Source organism: Halovulum sp. GXIMD14793, from assembly GCF_054457435.1.
In genome coordinates this window covers 43,188-59,985 of record NZ_JBTLNE010000019.1, presented here as the reverse complement: position 1 = coordinate 59,985, position 16,798 = coordinate 43,188, and the positions used below count along the sequence as shown (strand labels likewise).

Here is a 16,798-nt window from a genome sequence, read left to right as displayed (position 1 = left end):
ACGTTCGCGAATGGTTTGCAGCCCGCAACCAGTTCGCCATAGTGTTTGGCGAGCGCTTCGACGCTTGAGTATCTGAAACCGCATGGGCCGGGCCAGATACACAAAGTTCAGGACACTCCGCCCAAACTTCGAAACGGCGGGTTCAACATCTCATCCCCTTCGCCTTCCTTGCGCCCGAAATTGTGCGCAGGGTGACACTTGGCACCCAGCCGACTGGACTCACCACAGACTGGCTGATCCATCACCCGCTACCGATGGGCTGGGATGCGCAGCAAGAGCGCATCGCAGGTCTCTAGACCACACTGCATCCCGTATCGCCGAAATCGCCCGCCCAGACTCTCGTGGTATTACACGCTCGAATATCGACCATAAAGCGTCTGTCGGAAAACCACGACCCGCTAACCCGCGGAAACCACGGCACTACCTGCGCCCAGACACGATATCGTCAGTTTGATAGGAAAGGCTGGCTGGGGAACCTGGATTCGAACCAGGACTAACGGAGTCAGAGTCCGTGGGTCTACCGTTAACCTATTCCCCAGCAGACTGTTTAAATATGAAATCTTGACGGTGAATGCAAGCGTCTCTCTACGCAATGAAACCAATTAAGAAGTGTGGTCTAAGTGTGATATATTTCAATATGTTACCTGATAATGATTGGTCGGCTCTTACACAAGGCGCTAGGGCTTTGATTGCGGGTTGGGGGCTGCCGTAATGATTTCTTAAAGCGTTTCGAGTTTACCTTGAGACATCACAAAAAATCGAAACGCGTACACCCTATAGGTTGATCACTGCGTTTCGGGGTAATCCTTTGTCTCAGGTTTATCCCGAAACGCTTTAGCATGTAGGCTCCTGTCCGTTCACAGATTCATACATTCGTCGCCAGTTTGCGGTGGACGTTACCAAGGAGCGAGGGCATGAGAAAAATAGGTGTAGTTGCAATGCTTGCAGCACTCGGCACGACATCGGCCACTGCAGGCGATTGGACCGGTTTCTATTCCGGCGTTAGCCTGGGCTACGGCCAATCAGAAGTGGCGACGGACGAAGCGGACGGCTTTACCTAAGGTGGTCATCTTGGTTATGATCGCGACTTTGGAACTCTGGTCGTCGGCGGTGAACTGGAAGTTATGGGCGCGACACTGGAGTATGTAGCACTGCCGGGCAGTTCAGTTGGGCCGCTTTATTCTGCAAAACTGCGCTTCGGTGCGGATTTGGGCCAGTCTCTGATCTATGCCGTGGGGGGCTATGGTGCTGGCCAGGTGTCAAATGGTACTGATACCTTTACGACCAATGGATTTGTGGCTGGTGCCGGGTTTGAATATCTTATTCGTGATAACATTTCTGTTGGTGTAGAATATCTTTATCACAGCGGGGATGTTCAGAATACGTCTGTGTCCTACACTCACCAAACGGTCAATGCATGGGTCAACTATCGCTTTTGACACCACACCAGGCGCATTACCGCCCGGCGTTTGAACCCACACTGCTCCAGTTCCGACCAACGGGTACAAATTCGCCCGTTGGGCCAGAAAATGGAGTGAGAAATGAGAAAGTTACAGGCAATCGCTGCAGCAGCAACTCTGCTGGCAGCTCCCGTTCAGGCGGCAGACTGGAACGGCTTTTATCTCGGCGGTCAGGTCGGCTATAGTTTCGGCGATACGACCGGCGTTAGTCTTCCGGTTGAGGGTGCCTTGGGTGGTGTTCACGCAGGCTACAATCACGATCTCGGAACGACCGTGATCGGTGCTGAGATCGACTACGATATTGCCGATATCGAAGTGCTCGGCCCTGTCATCACCCTTGACCAGCTGGCGCATGTTAAGCTCAAACTGGGCTACGACGGTGGCCGCTTTCTGGCTTACGGTACGGCTGGCGCTGCGTGGGCCAATATCTCTGGTCTTGGATCAAGTGTAGACGACTTTGGTTACATGGTTGGTGTAGGGCTTGATTATCAAGTTACCGACCGGATCACCATCGGCACCGAATACAACTACAACATCTTCGACGACTTTAACTCGAGCGGTGATGGCATTGACCTTCATACGGTGCAGGCGCGGATGTCGTTTCACTTTTGAGCCAACCGTTCAGCTTATGGTATCCAATATGTTCACCGCCCGTTTTCGAAACGTGAGTCACGAGGCTAGCCGAAAATCAACCGGTCCTGAGCCTAGGGGGCGACCCTGAGTGCTGCTATCGCTGTGTCCAGCATATCGCCAGGCAGAATCACCAGCGCGCCGGGCTGATCAAATCCAACCTCTACCGGTCCTGTAGCTTCATTGGATGTGCCGATCATACCGCCGGGTTCCAGGTGCAGATCCTTGACACTCCAGCGCAATCCCTTGCTTATCCGGCCAGTTACCGGACGCAGCGGAAAAAGTGAAATGCGCTGGCCTGCCTGCATCGGCAGTGACAACCTCGGCGGGCAATGGAAACAAATATCCCCCTCCGACACCACTATGACCGGTTTTTCGTGGAAAGCCAGCAAGCCACTAAGCACGGCCAATTCATGATCCATACGCCCGCCGCTGAATCCGACTGCCAGAACAACAGGTGCATGAACGACACGCATGCATTTATCAAAATCTGTTGAGTCTTGCTCTGGGATTTCGAATATTCGAGTGTCAGAATTCCGCCAATATTGCGCGGTAGTTAACGAATCGAGATCGCCTATTATTGCCATGGGAACAACAGACGCAGCATGTGCAGTATCAGCGCCGCCATCCGCCGCAACAACCGTCGGTGCGCGGGAAAGGACAGTGTCGAGTAACGGGCCAGTTACAGGAGCCGCACCGAGCAAAGTGACATTCTCTTTGGTTTTTAGGTGAAATGAGGGCATCTTGCGTCTGGACCATTTATATTGTGCCAACCCTTTACTCGCATCTTGTTTGCGATAGCCGGGGCGGCAAGCGGCGGGCAAGGGGGGCCGGCGCAAGGATACGGGAAGAGGATGACGATGGGAAAGACCAATACTTTGACAGTTTCTTACGGAACCTTCGCTTGCGAGCTGGAAGGGTTTGATGATCCGTTCCCGATCATGCAGCAGATCGTTGCATTTTATCAGGACTTATCGCAGAGGGATCCGTCCTTCGGTGATTATGGTGAGATCGAAGAAATCGACGATCTGATCGAAAGCGTGCTTGAGGTGTCTGACGCGCAAGGCGTTGAGGCCGGAACCATCCCAGGTGGCATCGCAATTCGCGCCATCAGCGAAGAAATGATGGCCGAGGATGCCGTTGCGCAAGAAGTTGAAGGCGTGGCCGAAGCAGAGGAGCCGACGCCAGGGCCTGCCCCCGTAGCCGAAGACCTCGAGGAAGAAGAACCCGCTACAGTTGACGCCACCGCAGAAGAAGAGTCGGTGGTTGAGCCAGACCCAGTTGAAGCCGTTGTAGAGAAAGCCGTGGAAGAGGCGGCCCCTGCAGCATCCATCGCTGTGGAGGAAGAGCCCGTCGCTGAAGACGCTCCCGAACCGGAAGTATCAGAAGACTTTGATGCGGAACCCGTAGGCAAAATTGCTGAGCAGGCCACATCAGATATTGCCGAGGAACCTGTAGCCGAACCCCTACAGGCCGAGCCGCCTGCGCAAGAAGCGCCAGCGGTAGTGGAAGAAACGGCGCCGCCTACGGTGGAAGAGCCGATTGCCGAACCTGCAGTTGCCACTTCCGACACGGCTGCGGATGCTGACGATTTCAGCGATACCTTTGCATCAGCAATGCAACGCCCGACGGTTGCGCCTCCGGCAGAGGATCAGGTGCCCGCTGCGGCAGAAGCACCCACACCCGCCGAAGACGCACCCGCCGCACAGGATGAAGCACCATCTGTTGACGGGTCCATCGAAGATGCGGTCTCTGGCCTGATAGCCGAAGCCGAAGAAACGATTGAGGAAGAGGCCGCCCCGTTGCGCCTCGACCCTACACCTGCCCCGGTAGAAGAGCCGCCAGCGCCGGTTGCCGAAGATGGTCCGCCGTTGAAACTCAGCGGTGCGCCGTCTGCCAAAAAGACACCTCTTGAGCCAGTGGCTGAACCGCTGCAGCTTACACCGGCTGAGGAAATTCCTGAGGCACCCGCAAAGCCCCGAGGTGTTGAAGAAACGGTTGCCGATCGGGCCGAAGAAAACGCCCGACGCCGCCTGCGTATCATACGTAACGATGAGCCGCCGGAGGTCGCAGCTGATCCCGTAGCACCGGCCGAGCCGGTGGTAGAACCGCCGGCACCAAAGCCTGCGGCTGCAGAACCGCAAGCTCCACAGGCCCAGCCGCCGCAGCCTGCGCCGGTGCAGCCACAACCTGCACCCGCGGCAGAAGCGCCTCTGACGCTTACTCCTGCCGCTGCCGCTCAGGCCGAGGCACCGGCTGCCGAGCCACCACTGACGCTGACCCCGGCGGTCGCCGCACAGCCAGCGCCTGTTGCTGAACAGCCGCTGACGCTGACACAGGCCGCCCCAGCCCCAGCACCTGAGCCGGCCCCGGAACGCCAGCCTGCGCCCAAGAAAGCCGAGCCAAAGGTGGAGGCCAAAAAGCCTCGGGGAAAGGATGCTGGCGGCGACGCCATGGCTGATCGCCTGCATGCATCCTTTACCCATGAACCGCAATCGTCTCAGGTCTCGGTCGATCTGGGTAATGCTGGTTTCATCGACGATGGCGAGATGAACTTCCGCAACTTTGTCCACCGGCTTGGCGCATCGTCACTGCCGGAACTGATGGAGGCCTCGGCAGTCTATCTGACATTGATCGACGGTCAGTCCAGCTTTGATCGCAAGGCGATTATGTCGATGGTCGATGATGTTGCCAGCGGCCAGACCTTCAGTGCCGAGGCGCGGATCAAGTCTTTTGGCAAACTGGTTCGGGGCGGCCAGATCATCCGCATGGATGGCGGTGCTTTCGCGCTGTCACCGGAATTGCAGGCGAACTACGCGGCCGAGATCAACGGCTGACGTATGATACAGTTGATTTGCGGCGGCTCTTTTTGTGGCCGCCGCAAACCATTATCGCGTCTCGCGAAATACCTGAGACATCCAGTTACATCAAACGCGTTGAAATCTATGATTTCAGGCAGCGTTGGATGTGCGTTACCCTCTACCCTTGGTCAGTTCGGATTTGCAGCTATCGATCAACATCTTCGTTCGGGTCTGCCTTGCCAACCCCACGGAACACTGCCGGAAAGGGTAGGGCCCACAGAAACCCGAGCGCGACATAGATCAGCAATTCCGCCCATATAGGCGGGCGTCCAAACATCGGTACCACGGTCACAGCCACAATCACATAAAGCGGCAGCCAGACCAGCAGCAGGACCAGTGACCACCGGCGCCGCGCTTTGTAAGACATCGGCATCAGTCGGCAAATGGATCAGTGACAAGGACGGTGTCATCCCGCTCGGGCGAGGTGGACAACAGCGCCACGGGGCAGCCGATGAGCTCTTCGATGCGCCGGACATATTTGATCGCCGCCGCAGGCAATTCTGCCCAGCTGCGCGCGCCTTCGGTGCTTTCGCTCCAACCTGGCATGGTTTCATAGATGGGCGTAACCCTGGCCTGCTGGTCCGCAGCAATGGGTAAATAGTCGATACGCGTACCGTCCAGCTCGTAACCTGTGCAGATTTTCAATTCAGAAAACCCATCCAGCACGTCCAGTTTTGTCAGGGCGATACCGGACACCCCGCTTGTGGCACAGGTCTGCCGCACCAGCGCTGCATCAAACCAGCCGCAGCGTCGTTTGCGTCCGGTGACAACACCGAATTCATGGCCCCGCTCGCCCAACCGCTGGCCGTTTTCATCGTTTAGCTCGGTTGGGAACGGGCCTTCGCCGACCCGCGTGGTATAGGCCTTGACGATCCCCAAAACGAAGTCGATCGCACCCGGACCCATGCCCGAACCGGTGGCGGCCTGACCCGCAATAACATTGGACGAGGTGACAAACGGATAGGTCCCGAAATCAATATCCAGCAACGACCCTTGCGCCCCCTCAAACAGAATGCGCCGCCCGGCGCGCCGTGCCTCGTTCAGCACTTTCCAAACCGGTCCGGCATAAGGCAGCACCTGGTCTGCAATTTCGGTCAGCTGAGCCATCAATGCGCCCCGGTCAACCGGTGCGATCCCAAGTCCCGCGCGCAATGCATCATGATGCACCAGCAGCCTGTCCACGCGTTTTTCCAAAGTCGCAGCATCGGCCAGATCCGCGACACGGATCGCGCGGCGTCCGACCTTGTCCTCATAGGCCGGGCCAATGCCACGGCCCGTTGTACCGATCTTGGCAACGGAATTCTGGTTTTCCCGCGCCCGATCCAATTCCCCATGCACTGGCAGGATCAGTGGCGCGTTCTCAGCAATCATCAGATTGTCTGGGCTGATCTCAACCCCCTGTCCGCGCAGCTTGGCAATTTCCTCGACCAGATGCCACGGATCCAGCACCACGCCATTACCAATCACGCTCAGCTTGCCGGGGCGCACAATGCCGGAGGGCAGCAGTGACAGCTTGTAAACCTCTCCGTCGATCACCAGCGTGTGACCGGCGTTATGCCCGCCCTGAAACCGCACGATGACATCGGCGCGCTCCGACAGCCAGTCGACCAGCTTGCCCTTGCCCTCATCGCCCCACTGGGCACCGACCACGCAGACATTGGCCATCACATTCTCCCGCTCAGCCGAAAACCGCCCCTTCCTACGCCAAGCACCGCCAAACGGAAAGCGGTTTCCCCGCTTTCATTGTTCCAAAAATATCCCCGCCGGAGGCACCAGACCCACAAGCCAAGTGCCTCCGCTGGGGTCAGAAGCGCAGCGCTTTGGCCTGACGCACCTGCGGCAAGGTGGTGATGTCGGCCAATGCAGCCTCGCTGATAGTCTCATCCACACCCAATAGCGCAATCGCCTCATCATCCTTGGCGGATCGGCCAAGCGCAAAGGTGGCGATATTGATCCCCAACGCGCCCAGCTTGGTTCCCAGCGCCCCGATATAGCCCGGAGTGTCGGTATTGGTGGTGTAAAGCATGTGCGTTGTCGGCTCCGCTTCAAGGTTGATGCCCTTGATCTGGATAAAGCGCGGCTTGCCGTCGGAATAGATCGTCCCGGCAACCGACCGTGTCTGGCTTTCGGTGATCACCATCAGCCGAACATAAGAGCCAAACGCCCCTTGCGCATCCTTGCGCGTCTCGGCGATCTGAATACCACGCTCGCGCGCCACAACCGGGGCCGAGACCATGTTGACGCTGCCCTCACCCACCAAAGGCCGCAGCAGGCTGGCTGTGATGGCCGAGGTCAGTGGCTTCAGGTTCAAGTCGCCAACCTGACCGACATATTCGATCTCGATCTCCTTGATCGGGCTTTCGGTGACCTGCCCGGCAAACCCGCCCAAAAGCTCGCAAAGCTCAATCCAAGGCTTCAGCACCGGGGCTTCCCCGGCAGTGACCGATGGCGCGTTAAGCGCATTCGAGATCGCCCCATCCATCAAATAGGCCGACATCTGTTCCGCCACCTGCAAAGCAACGTTTTCCTGCGCCTCGCTGGTTGCAGCACCCAGATGCGGGGTGCAGACGACATTCGGTGCGCCAAACAGCGGGTTATCCGTCGCCGGTTCCTCAGCAAAGACATCAAAAGCGGCGGCAGCCAGTTGTCCGGATGTCAGCGCTTCTGCCACAGCAGCCTCGTCCACCAGACCGCCACGGGCGCAGTTGATCAGCCGCGCGCCGGGTTTGATCTTGGCGATCTTCTCCGCGCTCAGCAGATTGGCGGTTTTTTCGGTTTTGGGCAGATGCAGGGTGATGAAATCGGCGCGCGCCAGCAGATCGTCCAATTCTTCGATCTTTTCGATGCCCAAATCGACGGCCTTTTCCGCCGACAGGAACGGATCATAGGCGATCACCTTCATCTTCAGGCCAATAGCCCGTGCCGCCACGACCGAACCTATATTGCCTGCCCCGATCAAACCCAGCGTCTTGCCTGTGATCTCGGAGCCCATAAACTTCGACTTTTCCCATTTGCCCGCGCGGGTCGAGGCATCGGCAGCAGGGATCTGCCGCGCACAGGCAAACATCATCGCAATCGCATGTTCGGCAGTGGTGATAGAGTTCCCAAACGGCGTGTTCATCACCACAACCCCTTTGGCTGAAGCAGCGGGGATATCGACATTATCCACCCCGATCCCGGCCCGGCCCACAACTTTCAGGTTGGCAGCCTTGGCGATCAGATCAGCGGTGACCTTGGTCGCCGACCGAATGGCCAGACCATCATATTGACCGATCACCTCGACCAGTTTTCCAGGGTCCTTGCCAAGATCAGGCTGGAAATCGACCTCCACCCCTTTGTCGCGGAAAATCTGCACAGCGGCGTCGGACAGTTTATCAGAAATCAGTACCTTGGGCATACTTGTGATCCTTTGGAATTATATGCAGCGCACGCCCTTTCCCGTTACGGAAAAGGGGCGCTATGTTGTCAGAGATCGGCCTTGGTCGCGGCAAAAGCCCAATCGAGCCAGGGTGTCAGCGCCTTGATATCGCTTGTATCCACCGTCGCCCCGCACCAGATGCGCAGGCCTGCCGGGGCATCGCGATAGCCGTTGATGTCATAGGCGGCGGCCTCGGCCTCCAGCCGTTTCACCATCGCCTTGGTAAAGGCGCGCTGGGCTGCATCGTCCAGGGTCGCGATCGCCGGATCGGTGACTTTCAGACAGACGGAGGTGTTCGACCGAAGGGCCGGATCGGCGGTCAGGTTTTCCACCCAATCGGTTTGATCAACCCAATCCTGTAGGGCCGTGAAATTGGCATCAGCCCGCGCCATAGAGGCATCCAGCCCGCCGATTTCTTCCAGCCAATCCAGCGCGTCAATGGCATCGGCCACCGCCAGCATAGACGGGGTGTTGATTGTTGCCCCCTCAAAAATCCCCTCAATCAGCTTACCGCCCTTTGTCAGGCGGAAAATCTTCGGCAAGGGGTGGTCTGGCGTGTAGCTTTCCAGCCGCTCCACCGCGCGCGGGCTAAGGATCAGCACGCCATGCGCAGCCTCCCCCCCCATCGCTTTTTGCCAGGAGAACGTGGTGACATCGAGCTTGTCCCAGTCAAGATCTTGCGCGAAAGCGGCGGAGGTTGCATCGCAAAAGGTCAGACCAGTGCGATCTGCCGGGATCCAGTCCGCATCGGCTACCCGCACGCCGGATGTCGTGCCGTTCCAGGTGAAACAGATATCCGCATCGGGGCGTATGGTCGTTAGATCGGGCAATGCGCCATAAGGCGCTTCCAGCACCCGCGCATCATCAAGCTTCAACTGCTTGGTGACATCGCTGGCCCAGCCAGCGCCAAAGCTCTCCCAGACCAGCATATCCACCGGGCGGGCGCCCAGCATGGACCACATTGCCATTTCAAAGGCACCGGTATCCGAGGCCGGAACGATACCGACCTTGTAGCCATCGGGCACATTCAGGATGCGCGCCATGCGGTCGATAGCATCCTTTAGCTGTGCCTTTGGCGCGGCCGCCCGATGCGAGCGGCCCAGAAAGGCAATCTCGGCAATCGCGGCGGCGTTCCAGCCGGGGCGTTTGGGGCAGGGACCAGACGAAAATTCGGGGCGCGCAGGCTTGACCTGCGGCGGGGTAGGGAGGCTCATGGACGGCTCCGACGTCAGGGCGAAATTCCTGAGCGCGCCACCGCTCGCCCTTAACCCGGCGACGTGCCCACGGATCAGTTAGGCGATTGCGACCACGTCGCCAAGCTGCAAAATTGCGTAAATCGCGCATATTCGATTTCCCATCGGAAACCCGTGTTCCGCCCATCACCAATTTTGATGTTTCATTTCCCGCCCGCTGCGATAGGACGGTGGTTATGCCCAAACCAACCTTACTTAGCTGGATGCTTCTGACCTTTCTCGGCCTGATCTGGGGCGGGTCTTTTCTGGCTGTAGAGGTCGCGCTGGAGGGGTTTACCCCCGCCTGGATTGCCGCGATCCGTATCTCGCTGGCTGCGGTGATCATCACCATCGCCAGCTACGCGATGGGCCATGGCCTGCCGGATCATCGCACGAAAGAGGGCCGTCGTCTGTGGTTGCATTGTCTGGGTATGGCCCTGTTTTCCAACGCTATCCCCTTCACGCTGTTGTCCTGGGGGCAGACCGAGGTGACGGCAGGTTTCGCCGGGATCACGATGGCGATTGTGCCCCTTTTGGTTCTGCCGCTGGCGCATGTCTTTGTCCCGGGTGAGGTGCTGACCAAACGCAAGGCGCTGGGCTTTGTCATCGGGTTTGCCGGTGTTGTGGTGCTGATCGGGCCTGACAGCATCCTGAAGGCAGGGCAGGGCGATCTGGTGGGGCTGGCAAGACTGGCCTGCATCGCCTCCACCCTTTGCTACGCCACCGGCTCCATTATTACCCGCCGTGCGCCGCCCGCCCATTCCATGACGTTCAGTGCAGCGGCCTTGCTGCTTGCCACTGTGACGCTGGTGCCATTTGCCTGGATGACAGAGGGGATTCCTACTTCGACAGGTGCCGCCCCCTGGCTGGGCGTGCTGTACTTGGCGCTTTTGCCGACTGCAGCTGCAACCCTGTTGCTTGTCTATGTAATCAAAACTGCTGGCCCCAGCTTTCTGTCGATGGTGAATTATCAGGTGCCGGTTTGGGCTGTCCTGCTGGGCTTTATATTTCTGGACGAAACCTTACCTCAGGCTTTCTTTGGCGCGCTTGCGCTGATCCTTACGGGCCTTGCCATCGCTCAGGCTCGGTTTCGTGGAAGGTACTGATAGCATCGAGGCCACACGCCAGGATGCTATCAGTATGATAACTGGCAATCCTTAGCTTGGTTGTGGTGCCCGGCGCTTAACAACAAGAAGATGATCTAGGTCGGTAACGGCATAAGAGCCGGCAATCACCCCAAGGTAAAGCGAATGCTCCAGAAGCTCTGCGCGGTCACCTGCGATGACGTCCATAATAATGAATCCAAGGAAAACCACGAATGCGGCGATAAGCCCCTTATGCATGATATTCGCCCCTCTCAACCACCGGTCGGGATGAGCAGAGAGCAGCAGCGGGCCGCAGATCAGGAAGGGCACGGCAACGAGCAACTCTACAATTCCGGCGAAAGCCAGCAGCCCGTCAATCGGGGCATCAGGCATGCCGATATTGCTAAAGTACCGGTCAAACTGTTCATTCCGGTCTTTGCCGGCCCATCGAAACAGGCCCAGATCAGAGCCGTAGAAGAATTTATCCAGACCATTCAACAGCCAGAAAGTGAACCAATATGCAGCGAAAGCAGGGGCTTAAAGCGTTTCGGGATAAACCTGAGACAAAAGATTATCCTGAAACGCAGTGATAAGCCTATATGGTGTACGCGTTTCGATTTTATGTGATGTCTCAAGGTAAACTCGAAACGCTTTAAATTGCACGATGATCTCCGATGATGTTAGCGCTCACATTTTCGTGATTTCTAACTTTCCATTCAAGCTTGTCAATGATGCTATCTAACCACGGCGTGCATGTATGGAGCCTTGGTGACAAGTCCCGCAGGATTGTGCTGCCCGAATTACCTGCGTGTTGGTTGCTGACACGACCCTGATATGTCTCTCGATGACAGAAAATGTCGCTTCAATCAGGGGATCAAGGCGTTGGGGTTGGTAAGAACAACCAGTACCATTCCTGCCCCGCTTTAACTCGCCCTGCGCAGCCGGTTGTGGTGTCTTCGAACAGGGCGGCGAGTTGTTCGGTCATGGCACCGGCCAGTTGCTCGATATCGGTGATGGTGACGGCGCGGGCGTACCATTTGTTCACATCGTGACCGATGCCGATGGCGATCAGTTCCACCGCGCGGCGGCGTTCGATCATGGCGATGACGTCGCGCAGGTGTTTGTCGAGATAGCTGGCGGAGTTCACAGCCAGCGTGGAATCGTCCACCGGCGCGCCGTCTGAGATTACCATAAGGATGCGGCGTGCCTCGGGCCGGGAGGTCAGGCGGCGGTGGGCCCATTCCAGCGCCTCGCCATCAATGTTTTCCTTCAGAATGCCCTCTTTCATCATCAGGCCCAGATTGGGGCGGGCGCGGCGCCATGGCATGTCGGCGGCCTTATAGATGATATGGCGCAGATCGTTCAGGCGGCCAGGGCTTGCGGGGCGGCCTTCGGCCAGCCAGGCCTCGCGCGTCTGGCCACCCTTCCATGCGCGGGTGGTGAAGCCCAGGATTTCGCATTTGACCTGGCAGCGTTCCAGCGTGCGGGCCAGAACGTCGGCGCAGATTGATGCGATCGAGATCGGGCGTCCGCGCATAGAGCCGGAATTGTCCAGCAGCAGGGTGACGACGGTGTCGCGGAACTCTGTATCCTTTTCCTGCTTGAAGGACAGCGGGGTGGTTGGGCTGACGACAACCCGGGCCAGGCGTCCGGCATCCAGCGTGCCTTCCTCCAGATCGAACTCCCAGGACCGGTTTTGCTGCGCCTGCAGACGCCGTTGCAGGCGGTTGGCCAAGCGCGAGACAGCGCCTTTCAGCGGCTCAAGCTGCTGGTCGAGATAGGCGCGCAGGCGCTCCAGCTCCAGCGGATCGGCCAACTCCTCGGCAGGGATGATCTCGTCAAAGCGGGTGCTGTAGACGCGATATTCCGGATCGGCATCCGAGATCGGCACCTCTGGCCTGTCTTGGGGTGGTTCGCCGTCCTCCGCATCCATATCCTCAACCATTTCGGCATCGGCGTTTTCGTCGACTTCGACGCTGGCCTCCATCGCTTCGGATTGGTCGGAAGTTTCCTGCTGATCGTCGGTCTGGGCGTCGTCGGAACTGTCCTGATCTTCACCACCGGTATCGTCAGCGCTGTCTTCGGTGCTGTCCTCTTCGGCGGTTTCATCTTCCTGATCCTGGCTTTCGTCCGGGTCATCGCCCAACTGATCGCCATAGCCGAGGTCAGAGATGACCCGGCGAGCCAGACGCGAAAACGCCGCCTGATCGTCGAGCAGGTGGTCGACATTATCGAATTCTTCGCCCGCCTGCGCCTGAAAGTGATCGCGCCAGAGGTTCATGACATTGGCGGCATCGGGTGGCAGGTCGCGACCGGTGGCCAGATGGCGCACGAGATAGCCAGCGGCGGCAGCCAGCGGGGCCGAGGATTGCTCGGATATTTGGCCAAAGCCCAGTCGCTTTGCTTCTTCCGCGATCTTGGCGTCGATATTGCCCGCCGTTCCCGGCATGACACGGGCACCCAATGCCTCGCAACGGGCGGTTTCCATGGCTTCGTAGATTTCGGCCGCAAGCTCGCCCTGCGGGGCATAACGGGTGTGGGTTGCGGGGTTATGGAAACGATGGCGCAGGGCATAGGCATCTGCGGTGCCGCGGGCCTGCAGTACCTCGTCCCGTGTCATGCGCCGTGTGACCTGAGGCAGGCGCGCGGCAGCATTGGTCAGCGAGGGCGGGTCAACCGAATAGCTGACCTCAAGCTCGGCATCATTGGCAATGGCGCGAGTCGCTTCGGACAGCGCCTTTTTGAACGGGTCGGCCGGGTTGTCGCTTTTGGTCATGAAACGGCGGTGTCCTTGCGCTGTCGGGATGCCCGGCCCCCTGAATACGCCGTCGGGCCGGGGGGCGCAATGCGGCACTGCGATTACAGGCTTTGCGGATATCTGGCAGAAGATAACATTTTAGTGACACTTTTATGATACCCTAGACCGGGAAAGGAGTATCAAATGCGTTTTGTTGTTCTGTTGGTGTCTCTGGTTGTCGGTTTTGCAGGGCCTGCAGCTGCCCGTGATTTTCAGAAGACCTGCGATTACTTTACGAATGTTGCATTCAATGACCTGCATACCCTGAAAGAGGAAACATTTCGGGTGGCCCTGGCAAAAGACTGTGCGGCAGCTCTTGACCTTTATCACACGTCACGAACGGGCAGTGATGGCTGGACACGGGCCGAAACCTATCTGGTTACATTACAAAGCTACCGGCAGGCGCTTATGGATATGGCCAGCGCCCGGTTTGAAATTGCCCGTCCCACCGGTGGCAGAACAGATGGTCTATATGGGCGTCTGATGGTGCGTCAGGTCAGTCGGACAGGTGCTTATCTGATCGCCCGATCCATGGGGCTGGTGGGTGTGCAGCGGGACTGGCGGAATTGGATGGCGGCGCAGCTGGCGGACTAGCCACAGACCATCTTGTAGGTGGTGCGCCTCCTTCAAAGACGACCGGCGGCAAGCCCGGTCACGTCCTCAGGCGCGCATATCTTTGGGCGAGCCCATGACCACATAGGTTATGATCGAATTTACCTGGGGAAGGGTGCCCAGAACCTCGGTGTGAAAATGCTTGTAGGCGGCAAGGTCGGCGGCCTCTACCCGCAGCAGATATTCGATGCTGCCGGTGATGTTGTGACACTCCGTCACCTCGGGTGAGCGCGAGATGGAGCGTTCAAACGCCTCCTGCGCTTCTTTCGTATGCACCGAAAGGCCAACGCATATATAGGCGGTGAAGCCGATACCGCGTTTGATTGGGTCAAGTACGGCGCGATAGCCGGTAATGATGCCGCAGCGCTCAAGCTCCTGCACGCGGCGCAGGCAGGCGGATGGCGATAGGCCGACACGGTCGGCTAAGGCGGTATTGCTGATCCGTCCCTCGGTTGAGAGGGTTTGCAATATTCGGTCGTCAATTTGGTCTGTTGCAATCATATCGTGTGAATTTTTCGCTATATGCACACAGATTGCAAGGACATTGCTCTGCAATCAACACTAATCTACGCCTTATGACCTATGATCTGTTGACCGCCCTTATCGCCTTTGCCTTCGTCACCTCTGTCACCCCGGGGCCGAACAATCTGATGTTGATGGCCTCTGGCGCAAATTTCGGGTTTCGCCGCTCGATCCCGCATATGCTGGGTATTTCGATTGGCTTTGTCGGCATGGTGGCGCTGATCGGGTTGGGGTTGGGCCGTATATTTGATATCTTTCCGGTAAGCTACGTCATCCTGAAAGTCCTGAGTGTGGCCTTTCTTTTGTATCTGGCATTCAAAATTGCGACCGCCGCACCAATCGAAGAGGGCGCTGCAACGGGACATCCCCTAACATTCCTTCAGGCGGCGGCGTTCCAATGGGTCAATCCCAAAGCTTGGGCGATGGCGATCGGGGCGATCACGGCCTATGCTGCAGAGCAAAGCTGGCAGTCAGTGCTGATCGTTGCCGCTGTGTTTGGGGCAGTGAACCTGCCCAGCATCACCTTATGGACAACACTGGGGCGGGAGGCGAAACGGGTGCTGACCAGCCCAGAGCGTTTGCGGCTGTTCAACTGGACCATGGCCGGACTGCTTGTCGCGTCGTTGTGGCCTGTTTTAACTGGCTTATAACCCGTTTGATCTAAAGCTGAATAGCGTCTGACCGCCAGGCTTCTGCGGCGATCTGTTGCGGTGTTGGTTCAAAGTTTGTTGGCGTGGTGTCTGGCGCAACCTCTCCTGCGTCGATCAAACGGTCAATCCATGCTTGTGGCGGGTAGAAAACCAGATCACCCGCGCTGGAAAGTTTGGCGTTGCGCCGAAATAGGCGGAACCAATAGTCAAACCGGCCATTCAGAAGATTGTCCATCATGTGCGCGCATAGTTCTTCGAAATCGTCGAAGCTGAGGCCTTCAATCTTTCTTGGCTCAGGACAGAAGGCCAGCAAGGCCGCATCGCCATATCCGTTAGACCAGAAACCTCATGATATTGCTCGACGGTAAGCCGCGGGTTTGCTGTCAGATCACGCAGCTCCTGCAGTGCAGGAGACGAGAAGTCACCTTCGTCGCACGCATGCTCAAGCGTTTTGATCAGGTCGGAAGCCCTATCAAGTGCGGCCTGATCCGGGTCGGCTGGAAAGATGTCTGGCGGCAGCGCCATCAGCCAAGGCTGATGCTGGCGGCACTTTCCGGCAGTTCTTCGTCAAAGCAGCGCTGGTAGAATTCTGCCACTGTTTGGCGCTCCAACTCGTCGCATTTGTTGAGGAAGCTCAAGCGGAAGGCAAAGCCGACATCGCCGAAGATCTGGGCGTTTTCAGCCCAGGCAATCACGGTCCGTGGGCTCATCACGGTTGAGACATCGCCATTCATGAAGGCGGTACGCGACAGATCGGCGACGGTGACCATGCGGCTGAGCGTCTTGCGGCCCTCGTCCGAGGCGTAATGCGGGTTCTTGGACAGCGCGATATCAACCTCGGCGTCATGCTCAAGGTAATTCAGCGTTGCCACCAGCGACCAGCGGTCCATCTGGCCCTGGTTGATCTGCTGGGTGCCGTGGTAAAGCCCAGTGGTATCGCCGAGGCCAACGGTGTTGGCGGTGGCGAACAGGCGGAAATAGGGATGCGGGTGGATCACCTGGTTCTGATCCAGAAGGGTCAGTTTGCCGTCGCGCTCCAGCACGCGCTGGATCACAAACATCACATCGGGGCGGCCTGCGTCGTATTCGTCAAAGACAATCGCCACGGGATTGCGCAGGGCCCAGGGCAGGATGCCTTCCTGAAACTCGGTCACCTGCACGCCGTCGCGCAGCTTGATCGCATCCTTGCCGATCAGATCGATCCGACTGATATGGCTGTCGAGGTTGACCCGCACACAGGGCCAGTTCAGGCGGCTGGCAACCTGTTCGATATGGGTGGATTTCCCGGTGCCGTGATAGCCCTGGATCATCACCCGGCGGTTATGGGCAAACCCGGCCAGGATCGCCAGCGTCGTGTCGTGGTCAAAGCGATAGGCGCTGTCGCGTTCCGGCACGCGATCTGTGGCTTCAGCAAACCCTTTGACTGTCATGTCCAGATCAATGCCGAATGTCTCGCGCACATTGATGTCTACGGTGGGTTCACTGGGCAGATCGACAGTACCGTCCATGGCCTTAGTCCTTTGCTGGTCCG

The 16,798-nt window shown here is 58.0% G+C and carries 18 protein-coding genes and 1 tRNA gene; 8 read left to right on the top strand and 11 right to left on the bottom strand.

The window, feature by feature from the left end; genetic code table 11:
- Positions 1-464 precede the first annotated feature (464 nt).
- Positions 465-538 (bottom strand) — tRNA-Gln (locus ACW9UQ_RS07315).
- A gap of 376 nt (positions 539-914) precedes the next feature.
- Here ACW9UQ_RS07315 and ACW9UQ_RS07310 point away from each other — a divergent pair.
- The 3 genes from ACW9UQ_RS07310 to ACW9UQ_RS07300 all read left to right on the top strand — a co-directional run bounded on the left by ACW9UQ_RS07310 (position 915) and on the right by ACW9UQ_RS07300 (position 2,072).
- Entirely contained in the window at positions 915-1,061 is a 147-nt protein-coding gene (locus ACW9UQ_RS07310; protein ID WP_458930349.1) for a hypothetical protein, read from the top strand.
- 36 nt (positions 1,062-1,097) lie between these two features.
- Positions 1,098-1,439 carry an outer membrane protein gene (locus ACW9UQ_RS07305; protein WP_458930353.1) on the top strand — a complete coding sequence of 114 codons (342 nt, stop codon included), beginning with the start codon at positions 1,098-1,100 and terminating at the stop codon, positions 1,437-1,439.
- A 102-nt stretch (positions 1,440-1,541) separates the two neighbouring features.
- A complete protein-coding gene (locus tag ACW9UQ_RS07300) occupies positions 1,542-2,072 on the top strand; it encodes an outer membrane protein (RefSeq protein ID WP_458930348.1) in 531 nt (176 codons plus the stop codon).
- Positions 2,073-2,164: 92 nt separating this feature from the next.
- Here ACW9UQ_RS07300 and ACW9UQ_RS07295 read toward each other — a convergent pair whose 3' ends face one another.
- Positions 2,165-2,833, bottom strand: a complete 669-nt coding sequence (locus tag ACW9UQ_RS07295) for a thiamine diphosphokinase (RefSeq protein ID WP_458930347.1) — start codon at positions 2,831-2,833, stop codon at positions 2,165-2,167.
- Positions 2,834-2,950: 117 nt separating this feature from the next.
- Between ACW9UQ_RS07295 and ACW9UQ_RS07290 the strand changes: the two genes are divergently transcribed.
- A complete protein-coding gene (locus tag ACW9UQ_RS07290; RefSeq protein ID WP_458930346.1) occupies positions 2,951-4,927 on the top strand; it encodes a hypothetical protein in 1,977 nt (658 codons plus the stop codon).
- A 169-nt stretch (positions 4,928-5,096) separates the two neighbouring features.
- Here the strand turns inward: ACW9UQ_RS07290 and ACW9UQ_RS07285 are convergent, their stop codons facing one another.
- From ACW9UQ_RS07285 to ACW9UQ_RS07270, 4 genes are all read right to left on the bottom strand, one after another.
- Positions 5,097-5,324 carry a DUF2842 domain-containing protein gene (locus ACW9UQ_RS07285; protein WP_458930345.1) on the bottom strand — a complete coding sequence of 76 codons (228 nt, stop codon included), beginning with the start codon at positions 5,322-5,324 and terminating at the stop codon, positions 5,097-5,099.
- Complete coding sequence (locus ACW9UQ_RS07280) at positions 5,324-6,616, bottom strand: adenylosuccinate synthase (protein ID WP_458930344.1); 1,293 nt, start codon at positions 6,614-6,616, stop codon at positions 5,324-5,326. Before ACW9UQ_RS07280 ends, ACW9UQ_RS07285 begins: the two co-directional genes overlap by 1 nt.
- Before the next feature lie 139 nt (positions 6,617-6,755).
- A complete protein-coding gene (serA, locus tag ACW9UQ_RS07275; RefSeq protein ID WP_458930343.1) occupies positions 6,756-8,348 on the bottom strand; it encodes a phosphoglycerate dehydrogenase in 1,593 nt (530 codons plus the stop codon).
- Positions 8,349-8,416: 68 nt separating this feature from the next.
- Positions 8,417-9,583 carry a phosphoserine transaminase gene (locus tag ACW9UQ_RS07270; protein WP_458930342.1) on the bottom strand — a complete coding sequence of 389 codons (1,167 nt, stop codon included), beginning with the start codon at positions 9,581-9,583 and terminating at the stop codon, positions 8,417-8,419.
- A 215-nt stretch (positions 9,584-9,798) separates the two neighbouring features.
- On the opposite strand from ACW9UQ_RS07270, the gene ACW9UQ_RS07265 reads away from it, so the two are divergent.
- The gene (locus tag ACW9UQ_RS07265) at positions 9,799-10,707 is read left to right on the top strand and encodes a DMT family transporter (protein ID WP_458930341.1); all 909 of its coding nucleotides are present in this window, start codon (positions 9,799-9,801) and stop codon (positions 10,705-10,707) included.
- Positions 10,708-10,851: 144 nt separating this feature from the next.
- Positions 10,852-11,313 carry a hypothetical protein gene (locus tag ACW9UQ_RS07260; RefSeq protein ID WP_458930340.1) on the top strand — a complete coding sequence of 154 codons (462 nt, stop codon included), beginning with the start codon at positions 10,852-10,854 and terminating at the stop codon, positions 11,311-11,313.
- A gap of 247 nt (positions 11,314-11,560) precedes the next feature.
- Here the strand turns inward: ACW9UQ_RS07260 and cobT are convergent, their stop codons facing one another.
- The gene (cobT, locus tag ACW9UQ_RS07255) at positions 11,561-13,462 is read right to left on the bottom strand and encodes a cobaltochelatase subunit CobT (protein WP_458930339.1); all 1,902 of its coding nucleotides are present in this window, start codon (positions 13,460-13,462) and stop codon (positions 11,561-11,563) included.
- A 165-nt stretch (positions 13,463-13,627) separates the two neighbouring features.
- Between cobT and ACW9UQ_RS07250 the strand changes: the two genes are divergently transcribed.
- Positions 13,628-14,077: a hypothetical protein gene (locus tag ACW9UQ_RS07250; RefSeq protein ID WP_458930338.1), complete on the top strand. Its 450-nt coding sequence runs from the start codon at positions 13,628-13,630 to the stop codon at positions 14,075-14,077.
- Positions 14,078-14,143: 66 nt separating this feature from the next.
- Here the strand turns inward: ACW9UQ_RS07250 and ACW9UQ_RS07245 are convergent, their stop codons facing one another.
- Positions 14,144-14,596, bottom strand: a complete 453-nt coding sequence (locus ACW9UQ_RS07245) for an Lrp/AsnC family transcriptional regulator (protein WP_458930337.1) — start codon at positions 14,594-14,596, stop codon at positions 14,144-14,146.
- Between the two features lie 74 nt (positions 14,597-14,670).
- Between ACW9UQ_RS07245 and ACW9UQ_RS07240 the strand changes: the two genes are divergently transcribed.
- Entirely contained in the window at positions 14,671-15,267 is a 597-nt protein-coding gene (locus ACW9UQ_RS07240) for a LysE family translocator (protein ID WP_458930336.1), read from the top strand.
- Positions 15,268-15,277: 10 nt separating this feature from the next.
- Here ACW9UQ_RS07240 and ACW9UQ_RS07235 read toward each other — a convergent pair whose 3' ends face one another.
- From ACW9UQ_RS07235 to cobS, 3 genes are read right to left on the bottom strand one after another with little or no spacing between them, the layout of a single operon-like run.
- The gene (locus tag ACW9UQ_RS07235) at positions 15,278-15,502 is read right to left on the bottom strand and encodes a hypothetical protein (protein ID WP_458930335.1); all 225 of its coding nucleotides are present in this window, start codon (positions 15,500-15,502) and stop codon (positions 15,278-15,280) included.
- The gene (locus tag ACW9UQ_RS07230) at positions 15,502-15,792 is read right to left on the bottom strand and encodes a hypothetical protein (RefSeq protein ID WP_458930334.1); all 291 of its coding nucleotides are present in this window, start codon (positions 15,790-15,792) and stop codon (positions 15,502-15,504) included. The genes ACW9UQ_RS07235 and ACW9UQ_RS07230 overlap by 1 nt, the downstream gene beginning before the upstream one ends.
- Complete coding sequence (cobS, locus tag ACW9UQ_RS07225) at positions 15,792-16,775, bottom strand: cobaltochelatase subunit CobS (protein WP_458930333.1); 984 nt, start codon at positions 16,773-16,775, stop codon at positions 15,792-15,794. Before cobS ends, ACW9UQ_RS07230 begins: the two co-directional genes overlap by 1 nt.
- Positions 16,776-16,798: the final 23 nt, after the last annotated feature.